We start from the raw sequence: 17,087 nt of genomic DNA on the forward strand, positions 1-17,087 counted from the left end.
CGCCCGGGAGACGCGATCCGTGCTGAACAAAAAACCGGTCCCGGCCCCGTCGGCCTCGTGGAGCGCGCGCGCCTGGCCGGACGCGCTCCTGCCGCTGCCCCTCGACGAGCGCTTCCACCCGATCGACGAGCGCAAGCTCGGCCAGGTCGCCGCCGGCGCGCTTCCTGCCTGCCGAGCGGTGTTCGTGGCCCCGGCAGCGTCCGAGCTGCACCCGGACCTGTTCGAACCGATCCTCGCCGCGATGGCCGAGCGGCCGGATATCGGCATCTTCTACGGCGACGACGCCGTGGTGGACGGCGCGGGCCAGGTCCGCAGCGTCCATTGCAAGCCGGCCTTCAACCCGGCCCTGCTCATGGCCGACGATTACATCGGCTTCCCGCTGGTGATCCGCGTCTCGGCCCTGGCGAGCCTCACCCCGGATTTCGGCCGGCGCACCGGCAACGCCGCCTGGTTCCGGCTGCTGCTCGACGCGATCGCGGCGGGCATCGGCATCGACCGGATCCCGCAAACGCTGATCGCCTCGCCGCTCGCCCGCCCGAAGGCGAAGCGCGCCGCCCGGGCCGACGTGCTCGACCGCTGGTTCCAGGGCTCGGGCTCCCCCCTGCGGACCGCCCCCGGCCTGACCCCGGACACGCTGGAGATCCGCCGCAGCCTGGATGCGCGCCCGCCCGTGACCCTGGTGGTGCCGACCAACCAGAGCCGGCCCCGGGGCGAGGATGGGCGCGCGATCGACGGGGCAAAGCCCCACATCGTCAACCTGCTCGACAGCCTCGGCCGCAGCAGCTACCCGGCCGACCGGATCCGGGTGCTGATCGGCGACGACAAGGCGGACGACGCGATCTACCGGGGCCGCTCCGATCGGTTCGCGGTGACGCGCCTGCTCACCGCGCGGCCCGAGGGCGCGCCGTTCAACTACGCGGCCAAGATGAACACCCTCTGGCGCGCCGCCGAGACCGACCTCGTCATCCTGATGAACGACGACCTCGTGGTGCGCCGCCCCGGCTGGATCGAGGCGCTCCTGACCTTCGCGCTCGACCGCGGCGTCGGCGGCGTCGGCGGGCGGCTGCTGTTCCCGAGCGGCAAGATCCAGCATGCCGGCATGTTCGGCGGCATCTTCGATGTCTGCGCCCATCCCTGGTACAACCGCGACGCGGCCGAGCCGACCTACGGCGACTGGGCGCTGGCGCAGCGCGACTGCTCGTCGGTGACCGGCGCCCTGTTCGCCACCCGCAAGGCGGTGCTGGAGGCGGTGAACGGCTTCGACGAGAGCTTCGCCCTCGACTTCAACGACGTCGACCTGTGCTTCAAGCTGCGGATGCTCGGCTACCGCATCGTCTACACGCCGTTCGCCGAGATGGCGCACCACGAGAGCGCCTCCCGGCAGACCAGCTTCGCCCCGGGCTCGCAGATCTCGAGCTTCCTGCGCCGCTGGCACGACGTGCTCACCGACGACCCGGCCTACAGCCCGCAGCTGCGCACCGACACCGACGTGGTCGCCCCCCGGGCCGATGCCGCCCGCTGGGTGACCGAGCGCCGGCCAGCCTGAGTCACAGCGCCTCGCCGCGCATCAGCCGGGGCCGGGTGCCCCGGGAGGCGGCGGCCTCGCCGATGAAGAACCGCTTGAGGCCGGGCAGCCGGTCGACGATCCCGAGGCCGAGATCGCGGGCGAGCCGCAGCGGCAGGGCGTCGTTGGAGAACAGCCGGTTCAGCCCGTCGGTCGCCGCCGCCATGGCGAAGCTGTCGAACCGGCGGGCGCGCTCGTAGGCGCGCAGCACGTCCGGGCTGCCGGGATCGAGCCCGAGACGCAGGGCCCCGGTCACCGCCTCGGCCAGCGCCGCGGCGTCGGCCAGGCCGAGATTGAGGCCCTGCCCGGCGATCGGGTGGATCACGTGCGCCGAATCCCCCAGCAGCGCCAGGCGTTCGGCCCGGAACGCCCGGGCGATGCCGAAGGCCAGCGGATGCCGGCTCGGGCCGTGCTCCAGGGCCAGCTTGCCCAGGTCGAGGGTGAACCGGCGCTCGATCTCGGCCAGCACCTCGTCGGGCTCGCCCGAGAGCAGCGCGTCGGCTTCGTCGGCCCGCTCGGTCCAGACGATCGAGGAGCGGTGGCCGAGGGAGCCGCCGTCCCGCAGCGGCAGGATCGCGAAGGGGCCGGCCGGCAGGAAGTGCTCGAAGGCACGGCCGTGGTGCGGCCGGGCATGCCCGATCGTGGCCACGATCCCGACCTGCGGATAGGACCAGCCGACCCAGCCGATCCGCGCCGCCTCGCGCAGCCGCGAGCGCGCCCCGTCGGCGGCCACCAGCAGGTCGGCCTTGAGGCTCACGCCGGTGGTCAGCTCCGCCCGGATCGCCGCGCCCTCCGGCACCGCCCGCACCACGCCCCCGGTGACAACCTCGACGCCGGCGTCCCGGCAGGCCTCGGCGAGCGCCCGCGCAAGGGGCTCGGCCTCGACCATGTGGGCGAAGGGCTCGCCCGCCGCCCGGTCGGGCTGGTCCTCCTCTTCCCGCCCGAAGGTCAGGAAGACCGGCCGCACCGGGTCGGCGATTCGGCTGTCGGAGATCACCATCTCGGCTATCGGCTCGGCGGCGGCCGCGATCCCGTCCCACAGCCCGAGCTGCGTCAGCATCCGCCGTCCGCCCGCCGCCAGCGCGTAGGCGCGGCCGCGGTGCCGGACGGGATCGGCGCCGTGGGGGTCGATCACGGTCACCGCGAGCGCCGGCCCGTGGGCCTGCTTGAGCGCGTAGGCCAGGGCGAGGCTGGCGAGGCCGCCGCCTGCGATCAGGAGGCTGCGGCTGCCGGGGCGGGGCGTCTGGGCCGTCATCGTCACGGATCTCCGATCTGGGGGCCGAGCGCGTGGATCGCTCCGCCCGAAAGGCCTATGTCGCGTTTGGACGACGAACGGAAACCCCGCGACTCATGACCGACGCCACCACCGACGCGATGACCGACGCGGTCGCCGAGCTCATCGCCATCCTCGACCTCGAGCGCCTCGAGGTCGACCTGTTCCGCGGCCAGAACCCCAAGACCGGCTGGCGCCGCGTTTTCGGCGGCCAGGTGGTGGCCCAGGCCCTGGTGGCTGCCACCCGCACGGTGCCGGACGACCGGCCGGCCCATTCGCTCCACGCCTATTTCATGCTCCCCGGCGATCCCCGCGCGCCGATCGTCTACGAGGTCGAGCGCATCCGCGACGGCCGCAGCTTCACCACACGGCGGGTCAAGGCGATCCAGCACGGCCGGGCGATCTTCGCCACCACGATCTCCTACCAGGTCTCCGAGGGCGGGTTCGAGCACCAGCCGGCGATGCCGGATGTCGCGGGGCCGGACGGCCTCCTCGACGGCAAGGCGCTGGCGGCCTCCGGCGCCACCGGCATGCCCGAGGCGGTCGCCGCCTATTTCGGCCGGGAGCGCCCGATCGAGCTGCGGCCGGTCGATCTCGACCGCTACATCGCTCGCCGCAAGGACGGTGCCCCGCCGGAGCCGGTCTTCAATGTCTGGCTGCGGGCGGCCTCCGCGCTGCCGGACGATCCGGCCCTGCACCGGGCAGTGCTGGCCTACGCGTCCGACATGACCCTGCTCGACGTGTCGCTCATCCCGCATGCCAGCTCGGTGTTCGATCCGAACATCCAGGCGGCCAGCCTCGACCACGCCCTCTGGTTCCACCGCCCGGTCCGGGTCGACGACTGGCTGCTCTACGCCCAGGACAGCCCGGCCGCGGGCGGCGCCCGTGGCTTCGCCCGCGGCCAGATCTTCGACCGCGCCGGCAACCTCGTCGCCTCGGTGGCGCAGGAGGGCCTGATTCGGCCGCACGGGGGATGAGGTCACGGCGCGGAACGGCTCCTCCTTCGATTCGCGCGGGGTCGGCCGGCTGACCCGCACCGTCATCCCGGGGCGCCGAAGGCGAGCCCGGGATCCAGAGCCGCCGACCATGCCAGGGCGAGAACCTGGATTCCGGGCTCCGCTTCGCGGCCGCGGAATGGCGGGGTAGGTGCAGAATGCGATGGCGTTCCCTCAGACCCTGCGGTCGACGATATCGCTCATCGCCCCCGGATTAGAATGCCGTCTCCGACGTGCGTTGCAGAATTGCACCACGGCGGAGTGCCCATTTTCCAACCGTTTGCGCGCTGTCTAGGCACCGACTCCGCGCCGCATGCCCAAGGCTTCGCCCGATCCGGCTATTTCCTGGGCATAACGGGCCCTGCGCGAAAAGTTCCCGGTTCCGGCGGCGTGGCATAGTCCTTGAATAGCCCCGCTCAACCGCGGGCCAGCCCGGCTCGACGGGCGGCCCGATGGGTCGCCGCGTGGATCGGGCGACGGCATCGGTTCCCAGGGACTCGGTAAGGGGGCGCCGCCCATGAAGATCGTGATGGCCATCATCAAGCCGTTCAAGCTGGAGGAGGTGCGCGACGCGCTCACCGGCATCGGCGTCCACGGGCTGACGGTGACGGAAGTGAAGGGCTACGGCCGCCAGAAGGGCCACACCGAGATCTACCGGGGCGCGGAATACGCCGTGAGCTTCCTGCCCAAGCTCAAGATCGAGGTCGCGGTTGCTTCCGACCTGACCGCCAGCGTCATCGACGCCATCGCGGGTGCGGCGCGCACCGGCCAGATCGGCGACGGCAAGATCTTCGTGCTGCCCCTCGAGAAGGCGGTGCGCATCCGGACTGGCGAGACCGACGCCGACGCCCTCTGAGCCGGCCCGCCGACAGCTTCAACCTTTACGCAACGCGCAACGAATCGTGACCGGAGCCACCTGTCCATGAAAGTCCGTAATGCCCTGATGCTCGGCTTGGGAGGCGCGGCGCTCGCCGCCCTCCTGATCGAGCCGTCCCTGGCGCAGACCCCGGCGCCGGAAGCCGCCTCCGCGGCGCCGGCCGCCACGGCCGTGCCGCTGCCCAACAAGGGCGACACCGCCTGGATGCTGATCTCCTCGGCGCTGGTGCTGATGATGAGCGTGCCGGGCCTGGCCCTGTTCTACGGCGGCCTCGTGCGCACCAAGAACATGCTCTCGGTCCTGACCCAGGTCTTCGCGATCGTCTCGATCGTCGGCCTGCTCTGGGTGTTCTACGGCTATAGCCTCGCCTTCACCAACGGCGGCGGCATCAACGACTTCGTCGGCGGCCTGTCCAAGGCATTCCTGAAGGGCATCGACGCCAACTCGACGGTGGCAACCTTCTCAAACGGCGTCGTGATCCCCGAATACGTCTATCTGTGCTTCCAGATGACCTTCGCAATGATCACCCCGGCGCTGATCGTCGGCGCCTTCGCCGAGCGGATGAAGTTCTCCGCCCTGGTGGTGTTCACGATCCTCTGGGTCACGCTGATCTATTTCCCGATGGCCCACATGGTCTGGTACTGGGGCGGCCCGGATGCGGTCGGCAACGCCGCCAAGGCGCTGGCCGCCGCCACCGACGACGCCTCGAAGGCGACCGCCCAGGCGGCCCTCGACGCGGTCAACAAGGATGCGGGCTTCCTCTTCCAGAAGGGCGCCCTCGACTTCGCCGGCGGCACCGTGGTGCACATCAACGCGGGCATCGCCGGCTTCGTCGGCTGCCTGATCATGGGCAAGCGCATCGGCTACGGCCGCGACCTGCTCGCCCCGCACTCGCTGACCATGACCATGATCGGCGCCTCGCTGCTGTGGGTCGGCTGGTTCGGCTTCAACGCCGGCTCGAACCTCGAGGCCAACGGCACCGCCGCCCTGGCGATGCTCAACACCTTCGTGGCGACCTGCGCCGCCGCGGTGGCCTGGCTGTTCGCCGAGTGGGCGCTGAAGGGCAAGCCGTCGCTGCTCGGCATGCTCTCGGGCGCGGTGGCCGGCCTCGTGGCCGTCACCCCGGCCTCGGGCTTCGCCGGCCCGATGGGCTCGATCGTGCTCGGCCTGGTGGCCGGCGTGGTCTGCTTCGTGATGTGCTCCTCCGTGAAGAACGCGCTCGGCTACGACGACTCGCTCGACGTGTTCGGCGTGCACTGCGTCGGCGGCATCCTGGGCGCCCTGGCGACCGGCATCCTGGTCGACCCGAATCTCGGCGGCGTCGGCATCCCCGACTACACCTCGAAGCCGGGCGAGCTGGCCGTGGGCGCCTACGACATGATGAGCCAGCTCATCGTCCAGGCGGAAGCGGTCGGCCTCACCCTGCTGTGGTCCGGCATCGGCTCGGCGATCCTCTACAAGCTCGTCGACCTGACGATCGGCCTGCGGGTGACCCAGGAAGAGGAGCGCGAGGGCCTCGACATCGCCGATCACGGCGAGCGCGCCTACAACTACTGAGAGCGACCGGCGCGGCCCTCCGGGGCCGCGCCGCGGACATGGAAAACCCCGGCTCCGTAAGGGCTGGGGTTTTTCGTTTTTCCGCTCACGCCGTCATTGCGGGTGGAACGAAGCAGCCCAGGGACACGCCACATCCGGGGATCGCGCGCAGCACTGGGTTGGTTCGCTCCGCTCGCAATGACGGGAGCGCAGCGCCTATCCCGGGGGATGTTTCGCTCGCTCCCGCTCATCCTGAAGCGATGCAGCGCGGGCCTCGAAGGAGAGCTCCTTCGAAGCGCGCCTTCGCCTCCACCTCAAAGTGCGGCGGTGGGGGCGGTGAAGCGCTACGCCGCCCGGCTCAGCGCCGCCTTCTCCTCGGCGAACGCCCAGTCCAGCCACGGCGTCAGCGCCTCGAGATCGGCGGTCTCGACGGTGGCACCGCACCAGATCCGCAGGCCCGCCGGGGCGTCGCGGTAGGCGCCGATGTCGAGGGCGACGCCCTCGCGGTCGAGGCGCGCGACGATGCCCGAGGCGAGCGCCGCCACCGCCGCGTCGCCGCGGGCGAGCACGTCCGGGTCGGCGATCACCAGGCAGACGCCGGTGTTCGAGTAGGTCGCGGGGTCGACCGCCAGCGGCGCGATCCACGGGGTCCGGGCGACCCAGTCGTAGATCACGCGGGCGTTGGCGTCGGCCCGGGCGTGGAGCGCCGGCAGGCCGCCGATCCGGACCGCCCAGTCCAGGGTGTCGAGGTAATCCTCCACGGCAAGCATCGAGGGCGTGTTGATCGTGTCGCCCTTAAAGATGCCCTCGATCAGCTTGCCGTCCTTGGTGAGCCGGAACACCTTCGGCAGCGGCCAGGCCGGGACGTAACTTTCCAGCCGCGCGACCGCCCGGGGCGAGAGCACCAGCATGCCGTGCGCCGCCTCGCCGCCCATCACCTTCTGCCAAGAGAAGGTGACGACATCGAGCTTGTCCCAGGGGAGCGGCTGCGCGAAGGCCGCCGAGGTGGCGTCGCAGATCGTCAGGCCGGCGCGGTCGGCGGCGATCCAGTCGCCGTCCGGGACCTTCACCCCGGCGGCGGTGCCGTTCCAGGTGAAGACCACGTCGCTGTTCCGGGTGTCGATCGCCGCGAGGTCCGGCAGCACGCCGTAGGGGGTCTGGTGGATCTTGGGTGCGATCTTGAGCTGCTTGAGCGCGTCGGTGACCCACTCCTTGCCGAACGCCTCCCAGGCGGCGACCTCCACGGGCCGCGGGCCCAGCAGGGTCCACATCGCCATCTCGACGGCGCCGGTGTCGGAGGCCGGCACGATGCCGATCCGGTACGCGTCGGGCACCTGCAGCACGGACCGCGTCAGGTCGATCGCCCGGCCGAGCTTGGCCTTGCCGATCGCGGAGCGGTGCGAGCGACCGAGCGCGGCGTCGGCCAGGGCCGACGGCGTCCAGTCCGGACGCTTGGCGCAGGGGCCGGACGAGAAATGGGGAACGCGCGGGCGCCTGTCGGGTCGGCTCATCGTCGGATCCATCCTTGCAGATGGGCGCTCCTCGACGGGGAGGAGTGTCCCGGGCCGGGGATGCGCCGAAACCCGCTGGCTGGCAAGACAATGCGCAGGGTCTGCGACGGGCCACGCCCGGGGCGGGACAGATCCGCCGAAGGGACGGAACAGTCGATTAAGCCTGCGCGGCTAGGTTCGACGGCGTGCCGAGTTGCGTTCGAGGTACGCCGATGTCTGTCGACAGCGCCGCGTTCGTGGCGATCTGGTTCCTGTTGCTTGCCGTGATCCTGGCCGCGGCCTCCCGCACCCGCTTTCCCGGACGCCTCGACCGTCCGATCCCGCAGCCGCTGCGGCTCGATCCGGTGGATTACGATGTCGACGGGCCGGTGATCGACCTGGAACCGGCCTGAAGGTCGGGCCGCCGCTCGGCGGTGATGCGCTCCGCCTCCGCCCGCCGCCACCGGGCGATCGCCCCGTGATTGCCGCCCGACAGCACCTCCGGGATCACCCGCCCCTCCCAGTCCCGCGGCCGGGTGTAGTGCGGATATTCGAGGAGCCCGCCCTCGAAACTCTCCTCGATTCCCGATTCCGCCTTGCCCATCACCCCGGGCAGGAGCCGGACGCAGGCATCGAGCACCACCAGGGCGGCGATCTCGCCCCCGGAGAGCACGTAATCGCCGATCGAGACCTCTTCCAGGCCGCGGCCGGCGATCACCCGCTCGTCCACCCCCTCGAACCGGCCGCAGACGATCAGCGCCCCCGGCCCGGCGGCGAGTTCCCGCACCCGGGCCTGGCTCAACGGCTTTCCGCGCGGCGACATCAGCAGCCGGGGACGCGGGTCGTCAGGCCCGGCGGCGGCGTCGATGGCGGCGGCGAGCACGTCGCAGCGCAGCACCATCCCGGCCCCGCCCCCGGCCGGCGTATCGTCCACCGCCCGGTGGCGGCCGAGCCCGTGCTCGCGGATGTTGCGGGCCTCCAGGCTCCAGTCGCCCCGGGCGAGGGCGTCGCCCGACAGGGACACGCCGAGCGGCCCCGGGAACATCTCCGGGTAGAGGGTGAGGATCGTGGCCCGCCAGGGCGTTTCCGCGCGCGTCATGGCGCTTGATCGCGCGTGGGGTGCGGCACGGTCAACGGCCCGGGCACCGTTCGGCCCCGCGGCGGGTTGTCGGCGATGATCCGGCACATCCTCCTCCTCACCGCCCTGCTGGCGGGACCGGCCCTCGCGGCGGAGCCGCTGGCGCCTCCGGGCGCGCCCGCGAGCGCGTTCCCGAAGCCCGACCGGCCGGTGGCCGAGATCGTGGCGCCGCAATGGTCCTCGGAGGCCGAGCGGGACAAGGCCGGCGAGTTCGACGCCGTCGCCCGCGGGATGGGCATCGCTCCGGGCGAGACCGTGGCCGATATCGGCGCCGGCAGCGGCTACTACGTGACCCGTCTGAGCCCGCGGGTCGGGCCCGGCGGCAAGGTCCTGGCCGAGGACGTCACCCCTGCCTACCTGGCGAGCCTGGAGCGGCGGGTGAAGGGGCTCGACAACGTCACCGTGGTGCGCGGCGAGCCCCACGACCCGCGCCTGCCCGCGGCCTCCGTCGATGCCGCGATCCTCGTGCACATGTATCACGAGATCGCCCAGCCCTTCGGCCTGCTGCACAACCTCGCCCCGGCGATGCGGCCCGGCGGTCGGGTCGGCATCGTCGATGCCGACGACATCCCGTCGCGGCACGGCACCCCGCCGGCGCTCCTGCGTTGCGAGCTCGCCGCCGCGGGCTACCGCGAGACCGGCTTCCATCCGCTGAAGGGCGGCGCCTATCTGGCGGTGTTCGCGGCCCCCGCCCCGGAGGACCGCCCAAGCCCGGAATCGATCCGCCCCTGCCGGGATACCGCGACGGCCCGCTGAACGGTTCGGCGCGCGCTCAGGGTGCGCCGCCGGTGCTCGGCTGCGCCGTGTCCAGATGGGCCGCGAAACCGGTGCGGTGCGGGGCGAGATCCGGGCGCAACGTCATGGACGGGATCGCGTAATCGCCGCCGTTCTGCCGCCGGAACGGGATGGGGGCCGTGCTGAACAGGGTGCGCATCCGCGCCCGCAGGCCCTCCGCCGTGACCGCGAAGGCGCTCTCGGTCAGGCCGTCGGCCCGGTAGACGACAAACGGCGGGAGCACGGCGTAGCCCGGGTAGAACAGCACCCCGTGATGGATCGGGAACAGCAGGTCGTCGATCGGCCCGTTGATCCCCCGGGGGCCGTAATGCGTCTCCCAGCCGCCGGCCGTCACCACCAGCATCGCGCGCTTGCCGGCGAGGGTGCCCTCTCCATAGCGGTCGCCCCAGCGGGTCTCGTTGTGTGCGCCCACGCCGTAGGCGAAGCCGTAGGCGTAGACCCGGTCGACCCAGCCTTTCAGGATCGCCGGCATGGAGAACCACCACAGGGGGAACGCCAGGATCAGCGCGTCCGCCCAGAGCAGCTTGGCCTGTTCGGCGGTCACGTCGTCGGTCAGGGTCCCGGTGGTGAAGGCCGCGCTGGACGCGGCCGGGACACGCAGGCGCGCCGCGTCCGGCAGGGCCGGGAAATCGGCCCGATCGACGGCACTCTTCCAGTCCGCGGCGTAGAGGTCGGTGACGCGGACCTCGTGTCCGTCTGCTTCCAATTGCTCCACCGCCACGCCGCGCAACGCGTTCGTCAGCGAGGCCGGATCGGGATGGGCTGAGACGACGAGGATCTTCATGGTGCGGGCTCACGGGGGGAGGGAGCCGCGAAGCTAGGCGGCCGCCGATCCATCCGGTAGACGGTAGGGCGGGATAGGATTGTTCCGCGCCATGGATAGATCGAACGTCACGCTGGAGCGGATGCGCAGCTTCGTTCGCGTGGTCGAGCGCGGCAGCCTGTCCGCGGTGGCGCGGGAGGAGGGCGTCGGGCAATCGACCGTCAGCCGGCACGTGGCCGAGCTCGAGGCCGCCCTCGGGGCGAGCCTGCTGAGCCGGACCACGCGGCGCCTCACCCTCACCGACGAAGGACGGCGCTTCCACGCGGAGGCGCGCACCATCCTGCGGCTGGTGGACGAGGCGACGGACGGGGTCCGGAACGCCGGGGGTGGTCTGACCGGGACCGTACGCGTGTCCTGCACGGCCGCGTTGGGCGTGCGCCATGTCTGCCGGGCGCTGTTCGCGCTCCAGGACCGCTATCCGGGGATCAGCATCGATCTCAGCCTGACCGATGAGCGGATCGACCTCGTGCGCGAGGCGACGGATGTTGCGATCCGGTTGGGGCAGTTGGCGGAGAGCAGCCTGCAGCGCAAGGCCATTGGCCGTTCCCGCCGGATCCTGGTGGCGTCGCGGGGCTATCTCGCGGATCACGGCCGGCCGCAGCATCCGGCCGACCTGTCGCGGCATCCGGCGATCCGCATGAGCAACGTCGCCGGCAGCGATACGCTGTGCCTGCACGGGCCGGACGGCACCACGGCGCGCATTCCCGTAGGTGGCAACCTGCTGGTCGATCACGGCCTGGCCGCGCGCGAGGCCCTGGCGGAGGGGCGCGGGATCGCGGCCGCCCATGTCTGGCTCGTCGACGATCTCCTGGCGGCGGGCGCGATCGAACGGGTCCTGCCGGACCACGCGCCCGAGCCCGTCCCGCTCTCGATCCTGGTCGTGCCCGGCCGCATCCGCATCAAGCGCGTCCGCCTGGTGGTCGACGCCCTGGCGGCCGCTTTGGCCGAGCTGCCCGGCCTCGACAGGCCGTGAGCCAGCGGGTCACGCCAGGGTCGGCATGCGGCTGTCAGTCCGGCTCGTCGGCGGGCTTCTCGCCCACCGGCGCGAAGAAATCGTCCGGCAGCACGACGGTCACCCGCCGCTGCGGGAGATCCAGCACCGGCACGAACGCCTTGGTGAACGGCAGGAGCGCGGTGGCGCCACCCGCGGCGGGGCGGAGTTCGAGCAGGTCGCCGCCGCCGTAATTCGGAACCGCGACGACCGTGCCGACGACGGTCCCGGCCTCGTCCACCGCGGTGGCGCCGACCAGGTCGGCGGCGTAGACCTCGTCGTCATCCTCGGGCTCCGCCAGGCGGTCCCGGGGGATGAACAGGGCGACCCGGTTGAGCGCCTCGGCGGCGTTGCGGCCGCCGATATCCTTGACCCGGGCGATCAACATGTCGGGGGACGAGCCGGGGGCGGTGCGCACCCCGGACAAGGTCAGCGTACGCCCGTCCGAGGTCAGGAGCGGGCCGTAGCCGGCGATCGCGAGGGGATCGCCGGTGTAGGATTTGAGCCGGATCTCGCCGTTCAGCCCATGCGCCCGCCCGAACTCGCCCAGCAGGACGAGGTTCGGGTCGGGCGGCACGGGCGGAGCCGCCGGCTTGGGGGCCGGCGCCTTGGGCGAGGTTGCGGCTTCCGGCGCGATGGCGCCGATAGCCTTGCCGGCGCGGCCGCGGCGACCGCCGTCGCGGGAGAATGAACCTGCGGGGCGGCGCGCCATGGCGCAGCCGCCTTACGCGGCGGCGTCCTCGGCGGGCGCCGCGGCCTTCTCGGCGCGCTTGGTCGCGCGCTCCTTGGCCTTCTCGCCCGGCTCGGCCTTCTGCGGGTTGTTGCGCGTCGGGCGCTTGGCCAGGCCGGCCTGGTCGAGGAAGCGCAGGACGCGGTCGGTCGGCTGCGCGCCCTTGGCGAGCCAGCCCTGGATCTTCTCGGCGTCGAGCTGGATCCGGGCCGGATCGTCCTTGGCCTTCATCGGGTCGTAGGCGCCGACCTTGTCGATGAAGCGGCCATCGCGGGGGGCGCGGGCGTCGGCGACGACGATGCGGTAGTACGGACGCTTCTTGGCGCCACCGCGCGTGAGACGGATCTTCAGGGCCATTGTCTTAGGACTTTCTCTCGTTGTCGATCGCCGACTCGTGCGTCGCCGCGATCGTCTGGTGGTGCCGGATGACTTCCTTGACCACGAAGGCCAGGAACTTCTCGGCGAAATCGGGGTCGAGCTTGGCCTCGACCGCGAGCTTGCGGAGCCGGGCGACCTGACGGGCCTCCCGGTCCGGATCGGAAGGGGGGATCCCCTTTCGGGCCTTGAGCTCGCCGACCCGCTGCGTGCAGCGGAAGCGCTCGGCGAGCAGGTGGATCAGCGCCGCATCGAAATTGTCGATGCTGTCGCGCAGGCGGGCGAGTTCGGGATCGACCGCTTGGGCCGCCAGCACGCTCATTTCTTCTTCCCCGGCATGAAGCCACCGAGACCGGGCAGCTTCGGGCCGCCGAGGCCGGGAAGCCCCGGCATCTTCGGCATCCCGCCCAGCCCGCCCCCGCCGAGGCCCGGCGGCATCGGCGGCAGCTTGCCGCCGAATTGCTTCTCGATCTGCGCGATCTGCTCGGGCGTCGGCTCGGGCATGCCGGGCGGAAGGCCGGGCATGCCACCACCCATGCCGCCGCCGCCGAGCCCGAACATCGAGCCGAGCGCCTGGCCGATCCCGCGTTTCCCGGAGCCCATCGCCTTCATCATGTCGGCCATGGTCCGGTGCATCTTCAGGAGCTTGTTGATCTCCGAGACGTCGACCCCCGAACCCGCCGCGATGCGCTTCTTGCGGGAATTCTTCAGCAGGTCCGGGTTCTTGCGCTCCTGCGGGGTCATCGACGAGATGATCGCCCGCTGGCGCTTGAACATCTTCTCGTCGAGGTTGGCGCCCTCGACCTGCTTCTTGATCGCGCCCATGCCGGGCAGCATGCCCATCAGGCCGCCGATGCCGCCCATCTTCTCCATCTGGGCGAGCTGCATGGACAAGTCCTCGAGATCGAACTTGCCCTTGCGCATCTTCTCCGCGGTGCGGAGCGCCTGCTCGTGGTCGATGGTCTCGGCGGCCTTCTCGACCAGGGAGACGATGTCGCCCATGCCGAGGATGCGGTTGGCGACGCGGGCCGGGTGGAACTCCTCCAGCGCGTCGACCTTCTCGCCGGTGCCGACGAGCTTGATCGGCTTGCCGGTGACGGCCCGCATCGAGAGCGCCGCACCGCCGCGGGAATCGCCGTCCATGCGGGTCAGCACGATGCCGGAGACGCCGAGCCGCTCGTCGAAGGCGCGGGCGGTGTTGACGGCGTCCTGGCCGGTCAGCGCGTCGGCGACCAGCAGCACCTCGTGGGGCCGGGTCGCGGCCTTCACCTCGGCCGCCTCGACCATCAGCGCCTCGTCGACCGTGGTGCGGCCGGCGGTGTCGAGCATCACCACGTCGAAGCCGCCGAGCCGGGCCGCCTCCATGGCGCGCTTGGCGATCTGAACCGCCGACTGGCCGGCCACGATCGGCAGGCTCTCGACGCCGACCTGCTTGGCCAGCACCGCGAGCTGCTCCATGGCGGCCGGGCGACGAGTGTCGAGCGAGGCGAGCAGCACCTTCCGCTTCTCACGCTCCGACAGGCGCCGGGCGATCTTGGCGGTGGTGGTGGTCTTGCCCGAGCCCTGAAGGCCGACCATCAGGATCGGCACCGGGGCGGGGGCGTTGAGGTCGATCACCTCGGCATCCGTGCCGAGCATCGCCACCAGCTCGTCGTTGACGATCTTGACGACCATCTGGCCGGGGGTGACCGACTTGAGCACGACGGCGCCGACCGCCTTCTCCTTCACCCGGTCGGTGAAGCCGCGCACGACCTCCAGGGCGACGTCGGCTTCCAGCAGGGCGCGGCGGACCTCGCGCATCGCCGCGGTGACGTCGGCTTCCGTCAGGGCGCCCCGGCGGGTGAGCCCCGAGAGGATGCCGGAGAGGCGGTCGGACAGGCCTTCGAACATGGTTTTTCGGACCCGCGCTTACTGCTCGAGGCCGGCGCGCTCGACACGGCGCGCCTGGAGGGCGGCCTCGAAGCTGCGCACGGCGCTCGCGAATTTGTCCCGGCATTCCGGATTGCAGAAGCCGACGACGGCGCCGTTATAGAGCGTCAGCGAGTCGGCCGAAATCGGCTTGCCCGACCAGGGGCAGGTCTCGTTGATCGCGTCCGCAATGTTCAATGCGGCTGGAGTCACGGCGTCTTGGGGCATGCGGAGGCCTCGACCGGCGGAGTCCGGCGAAGCGGATCGACCCAACACAGATCGCGCCCGAGGGCGCGGACGCGCTGTCGGGCGTTGACCTCCGGCCTCGGGGACCGGTCGGCTTCGTGTCGTCGCGATCTGCTACGGATCGGAAGCGCGGGGGGTAGCGGCAGCGGCCGCAAAAGTCAATTTTCGGTGTCCTCGTCCGCGAACCACCCCAGGGTTGAGGCCGCCCATTAACTTTTACGGATCGTTAAGCATGTTTGGTCTCTGATCCGGCAGCACCCGTTCAGGACGACCGCCGATGTCGGAACCCGCCCGCACCATTCCGCCACACGAGGCCGGCAGCCGCGCCGCCCCCGGTCCGCTGCGGGACTGGCTCGCGACGATGAAGACCCATAGCCCGGCCGAGCCGCGCAGCGACGCGCGGCCGCAGGAGGCCCAGCCCGATGCCAGGACGCCCCGGGGTGCCGAGGCGGCCTGGTCGCCCCGGCTCGTCTCCCCGCCGGACGGTCCCCGGGCGGGCTCGGAGGACGCGGATGTGTCCGAGCTGATGGCCGAGAACCTCATGCTCAAGGCCAAGCTGCGCCTGGAGGCCGACCGCCAGGACGAGCTGCAGGCGATCCTGGCCGAGGAGATCCGGACCCTGCGCGAGCATATCCGTGAGGAGATCGGCTCGATCGAGGATCTGCGCGCCGAGCAGGAGGAGGTTCGCGCCGAGCGCGAGGAGTTCCGGAGCGAGCGCGAACGGTTCCGGCAGGAGCGCGAGCACATGCGGATCGAGCGCGACCGGGCCGTCGCCGAGCGCGACGCGCTGCGGGCCGAGCGCCACGCCATCGCGGCCGAGCGCGATGCCCTGCGCGAGGAGCGTGATCTGTGGCGGGCGCGGACCGAGGCCCTGGCGCAGCCGCTGTTCCAGTCGCCGAAGCGCTGAAGAATTCGGGTCCCGAAAAGCCGAAGGGCCACCCGTGAGGGTGGCCCTTCCATTGCCGAACCGTCATGTCCGGCGGAACTGTCCCGAAATCGGGGCTCTGACGCGTCTTAGAGAGACGCGCCGGAGGCGACGGTCCAGGTCCGGTAAGCCGAGACTGACGGCTGATGACAATGAGACACTGGATCACCTCCTTTCGTTCGTTGCGGGTGAAGCGAAGGTAGGTGGCTCACGGCCGCTTGTGAAGCCCCGCGGCTGCGCCCGTTTGTCCTCCCCGGGAAGGCCGCTTCCGCCCCCGGGCTGCCGGGCGTATGACGGGCGCACCGAGGCCAGCCCGAAAACCCTTGACCGCTCCCGTCACGTCCCTGCCGCGTCCCGCCGAGGATGCCGCCCTCGATCCCGAGGCCATGCGCCAGCCCCTGGGCAACGCGTGGTACTGCGTCGGCCAATCCCGCAGCGTCGGGCGCACGGGGCTTCGGGCCGTCGAGCTGAACGGCGAGCAGATCGTGCTGGGCCGCGCACCCGACGGAACGCCGTTCGCCCTGCGCGACCGCTGCCCCCATCGCGGCATGGCCCTGTCCAAGGGCCGGTTCGACGGCGACACGCTGATGTGCCCGTTCCACGGCTGGCGCTTCGGCACGGATGGGCGCTGCCGCGACGTTCCGACCCTCTCCGAGCACGACGCCGCCGATTTCTCCCGCATCCAGGTGCAGCGCTTCCCCGTCCGCGAGAGCGCGGGGTTCCTCTGGGTGAACCCGCATCTCGGCCCTGCTTCCGGCGCGGTGCCCGCGGTGCCGGAGCTGGATTTCGAGCCGGCGGGGTCGCTCGTCGTCGAGCTCGTGGTCGAGGCCTCCTACGACCTCACGACGTTGAGCCTCGTCGATCCCGGCCACGTCGCCTTCGTGCATGACAGCTGGTGGTTCCGCCCCTCGAAGCAGCTGCGCGAGAAGGTGAAGACCTTCCAGCCGGTGCCGCACGGCTTCGTCATGACGAGCCACGCCACCACGACCAGCGCGCCGGTCTACCGCCTGCTCGGCGGCGTGCCGGAGGTCGAGATCGAGTTCCGCCTGCCCGGGGTCCGGCTGGAGCGGATCCGCGCCGGCGCGAAGCGCGTGGCCAACTACACCTTCGCGACCCCGCTCACGCCGGATCGCACCCTGCTCACCAATGCCCTCTACTGGAGCATGCCGGCGCTGAACCTGCTCAAGCCCGTCGCCCGACCGCTGATGCGGCAGTTCCTCACCCAGGACCAGCAGGTGCTCCAGCACGCCCAGGACGGCCTCGACCGCAAGCCGACCATGGTGCTGTTCGGCCAGGGCGATCTGCCCTCGCAATGGTATTTCCGGCTCAAACGCGAGGCCCTGGAATCGGCCCGGGCCGGACGCCCGTTCGTGAACCCGCTGGAACAGCGCGAACTGCGCTGGCGCTCGTGATTTGTAGAG

Annotated in this window: 18 protein-coding genes; 9 read left to right on the forward strand and 9 right to left on the reverse strand. The window is 71.5% G+C overall.

All coding sequences use genetic code 11. The annotated features are described in order from the left end of the window. Positions 1-19: 19 nt before the first annotated feature. Positions 20-1,546, forward strand: coding sequence for a glycosyltransferase family 2 protein (locus BMZ47_RS03085; RefSeq protein WP_091858520.1), 1,527 nt, complete (start codon positions 20-22; stop codon positions 1,544-1,546). A gap of 1 nt (position 1,547) precedes the next feature. Here BMZ47_RS03085 and BMZ47_RS03090 read toward each other — a convergent pair whose 3' ends face one another. Continuing rightward, positions 1,548-2,819: an FAD-dependent monooxygenase gene (locus BMZ47_RS03090; protein ID WP_091858523.1), complete on the reverse strand. Its 1,272-nt coding sequence runs from the start codon at positions 2,817-2,819 to the stop codon at positions 1,548-1,550. Between the two features lie 95 nt (positions 2,820-2,914). On the opposite strand from BMZ47_RS03090, the gene tesB reads away from it, so the two are divergent. From tesB to BMZ47_RS03105, 3 genes are all read left to right on the forward strand, one after another. Beyond that, on the forward strand, positions 2,915-3,814 hold the full coding sequence (tesB, locus tag BMZ47_RS03095; RefSeq protein WP_091858526.1) for an acyl-CoA thioesterase II: 900 nt from the start codon (positions 2,915-2,917) through the stop codon (positions 3,812-3,814). Between the two features lie 535 nt (positions 3,815-4,349). Further along, complete coding sequence (locus BMZ47_RS03100; protein WP_007559495.1) at positions 4,350-4,688, forward strand: P-II family nitrogen regulator; 339 nt, start codon at positions 4,350-4,352, stop codon at positions 4,686-4,688. 66 nt (positions 4,689-4,754) lie between these two features. Beyond that, positions 4,755-6,266: an ammonium transporter gene (locus BMZ47_RS03105; protein WP_007559493.1), complete on the forward strand. Its 1,512-nt coding sequence runs from the start codon at positions 4,755-4,757 to the stop codon at positions 6,264-6,266. Positions 6,267-6,589: 323 nt separating this feature from the next. Here BMZ47_RS03105 and BMZ47_RS03110 read toward each other — a convergent pair whose 3' ends face one another. Beyond that, positions 6,590-7,756, reverse strand: a complete 1,167-nt coding sequence (locus tag BMZ47_RS03110; protein WP_091858964.1) for a phosphoserine transaminase — start codon at positions 7,754-7,756, stop codon at positions 6,590-6,592. Positions 7,757-7,968: 212 nt separating this feature from the next. Here BMZ47_RS03110 and BMZ47_RS03115 point away from each other — a divergent pair, with 212 nt between their 5' ends. Continuing rightward, positions 7,969-8,148 (forward strand): hypothetical protein, encoded by a 180-nt coding sequence (locus tag BMZ47_RS03115; protein ID WP_007559489.1) that lies wholly within the window; start codon positions 7,969-7,971, stop codon positions 8,146-8,148. On the opposite strand, the gene trmD is transcribed toward BMZ47_RS03115, so the two are convergent. After that, a complete protein-coding gene (gene trmD, locus BMZ47_RS03120; RefSeq protein ID WP_091858530.1) occupies positions 8,106-8,834 on the reverse strand; it encodes a tRNA (guanosine(37)-N1)-methyltransferase TrmD in 729 nt (242 codons plus the stop codon). The two genes, BMZ47_RS03115 and trmD, sit on opposite strands and share 43 nt — an antisense overlap. 75 nt (positions 8,835-8,909) lie before the next feature. Here trmD and BMZ47_RS03125 point away from each other — a divergent pair, with 75 nt between their 5' ends. Beyond that, positions 8,910-9,629, forward strand: coding sequence for a class I SAM-dependent methyltransferase (locus BMZ47_RS03125; protein WP_091858967.1), 720 nt, complete (start codon positions 8,910-8,912; stop codon positions 9,627-9,629). A 16-nt stretch (positions 9,630-9,645) separates the two neighbouring features. Here the strand turns inward: BMZ47_RS03125 and BMZ47_RS03130 are convergent, their stop codons facing one another. Beyond that, entirely contained in the window at positions 9,646-10,452 is an 807-nt protein-coding gene (locus BMZ47_RS03130) for an NAD(P)H-dependent oxidoreductase (RefSeq protein ID WP_091858533.1), read from the reverse strand. 91 nt (positions 10,453-10,543) lie between these two features. On the opposite strand from BMZ47_RS03130, the gene BMZ47_RS03135 reads away from it, so the two are divergent. Next, positions 10,544-11,464 carry a LysR family transcriptional regulator gene (locus BMZ47_RS03135; protein WP_091858536.1) on the forward strand — a complete coding sequence of 307 codons (921 nt, stop codon included), beginning with the start codon at positions 10,544-10,546 and terminating at the stop codon, positions 11,462-11,464. Between the two features lie 34 nt (positions 11,465-11,498). Here the strand turns inward: BMZ47_RS03135 and rimM are convergent, their stop codons facing one another. The 5 genes from rimM to BMZ47_RS03160 are packed head-to-tail and all read right to left on the reverse strand — an operon-like array spanning position 11,499 to position 14,723. Further along, entirely contained in the window at positions 11,499-12,194 is a 696-nt protein-coding gene (gene rimM / locus BMZ47_RS03140; RefSeq protein ID WP_091858539.1) for a ribosome maturation factor RimM, read from the reverse strand. Positions 12,195-12,206: 12 nt separating this feature from the next. After that, positions 12,207-12,569 carry a 30S ribosomal protein S16 gene (gene rpsP / locus BMZ47_RS03145; RefSeq protein WP_007559476.1) on the reverse strand — a complete coding sequence of 121 codons (363 nt, stop codon included), beginning with the start codon at positions 12,567-12,569 and terminating at the stop codon, positions 12,207-12,209. A gap of 4 nt (positions 12,570-12,573) precedes the next feature. Beyond that, the gene (locus BMZ47_RS03150) at positions 12,574-12,909 is read right to left on the reverse strand and encodes a chorismate mutase (protein WP_007559474.1); all 336 of its coding nucleotides are present in this window, start codon (positions 12,907-12,909) and stop codon (positions 12,574-12,576) included. After that, positions 12,906-14,477, reverse strand: a complete 1,572-nt coding sequence (ffh, locus tag BMZ47_RS03155; protein ID WP_091858542.1) for a signal recognition particle protein — start codon at positions 14,475-14,477, stop codon at positions 12,906-12,908. The genes BMZ47_RS03150 and ffh overlap by 4 nt, the downstream gene beginning before the upstream one ends. An 18-nt stretch (positions 14,478-14,495) precedes the next feature. Continuing rightward, positions 14,496-14,723: a hypothetical protein gene (locus BMZ47_RS03160; protein WP_007568778.1), complete on the reverse strand. Its 228-nt coding sequence runs from the start codon at positions 14,721-14,723 to the stop codon at positions 14,496-14,498. A 295-nt stretch (positions 14,724-15,018) separates the two neighbouring features. On the opposite strand from BMZ47_RS03160, the gene BMZ47_RS03165 reads away from it, so the two are divergent. Both BMZ47_RS03165 and BMZ47_RS03170 read left to right on the forward strand, forming a co-directional pair. Further along, positions 15,019-15,648: an ATPase gene (locus BMZ47_RS03165; protein ID WP_091858545.1), complete on the forward strand. Its 630-nt coding sequence runs from the start codon at positions 15,019-15,021 to the stop codon at positions 15,646-15,648. Positions 15,649-15,956: 308 nt separating this feature from the next. Then, positions 15,957-17,078: an aromatic ring-hydroxylating oxygenase subunit alpha gene (locus tag BMZ47_RS03170; RefSeq protein ID WP_091858547.1), complete on the forward strand. Its 1,122-nt coding sequence runs from the start codon at positions 15,957-15,959 to the stop codon at positions 17,076-17,078. Positions 17,079-17,087: the final 9 nt, after the last annotated feature.

Source organism: Methylobacterium brachiatum (assembly GCF_900113845.1).
Classification (GTDB): domain Bacteria; phylum Pseudomonadota; class Alphaproteobacteria; order Rhizobiales; family Beijerinckiaceae; genus Methylobacterium; species Methylobacterium brachiatum.

Coding starts and splice junctions, on each gene's coding strand:
- BMZ47_RS03135 (WP_091858536.1), top strand. CDS start 10,544: ATGGATAGATCGAACGTCACGCTGGAGCGGATGCGCAGCTTCGTTCGC.
- BMZ47_RS03165 (WP_091858545.1), top strand. CDS start 15,019: ATGTCGGAACCCGCCCGCACCATTCCGCCACACGAGGCCGGCAGCCGC.
- BMZ47_RS03090 (WP_091858523.1), bottom strand. CDS start 2,819: ATGACGGCCCAGACGCCCCGCCCCGGCAGCCGCAGCCTCCTGATCGCA.
- BMZ47_RS03125 (WP_091858967.1), top strand. CDS start 8,910: ATGATCCGGCACATCCTCCTCCTCACCGCCCTGCTGGCGGGACCGGCC.
- ffh (WP_091858542.1), bottom strand. CDS start 14,477: ATGTTCGAAGGCCTGTCCGACCGCCTCTCCGGCATCCTCTCGGGGCTC.
- BMZ47_RS03100 (WP_007559495.1), top strand. CDS start 4,350: ATGAAGATCGTGATGGCCATCATCAAGCCGTTCAAGCTGGAGGAGGTG.
- BMZ47_RS03115 (WP_007559489.1), top strand. CDS start 7,969: ATGTCTGTCGACAGCGCCGCGTTCGTGGCGATCTGGTTCCTGTTGCTT.
- BMZ47_RS03105 (WP_007559493.1), top strand. CDS start 4,755: ATGAAAGTCCGTAATGCCCTGATGCTCGGCTTGGGAGGCGCGGCGCTC.
- BMZ47_RS03150 (WP_007559474.1), bottom strand. CDS start 12,909: ATGAGCGTGCTGGCGGCCCAAGCGGTCGATCCCGAACTCGCCCGCCTG.
- BMZ47_RS03130 (WP_091858533.1), bottom strand. CDS start 10,452: ATGAAGATCCTCGTCGTCTCAGCCCATCCCGATCCGGCCTCGCTGACG.
- tesB (WP_091858526.1), top strand. CDS start 2,915: ATGACCGACGCCACCACCGACGCGATGACCGACGCGGTCGCCGAGCTC.
- BMZ47_RS03160 (WP_007568778.1), bottom strand. CDS start 14,723: ATGCCCCAAGACGCCGTGACTCCAGCCGCATTGAACATTGCGGACGCG.
- BMZ47_RS03110 (WP_091858964.1), bottom strand. CDS start 7,756: ATGAGCCGACCCGACAGGCGCCCGCGCGTTCCCCATTTCTCGTCCGGC.
- rpsP (WP_007559476.1), bottom strand. CDS start 12,569: ATGGCCCTGAAGATCCGTCTCACGCGCGGTGGCGCCAAGAAGCGTCCG.
- trmD (WP_091858530.1), bottom strand. CDS start 8,834: ATGACGCGCGCGGAAACGCCCTGGCGGGCCACGATCCTCACCCTCTAC.
- BMZ47_RS03170 (WP_091858547.1), top strand. CDS start 15,957: ATGACGGGCGCACCGAGGCCAGCCCGAAAACCCTTGACCGCTCCCGTC.
- rimM (WP_091858539.1), bottom strand. CDS start 12,194: ATGGCGCGCCGCCCCGCAGGTTCATTCTCCCGCGACGGCGGTCGCCGC.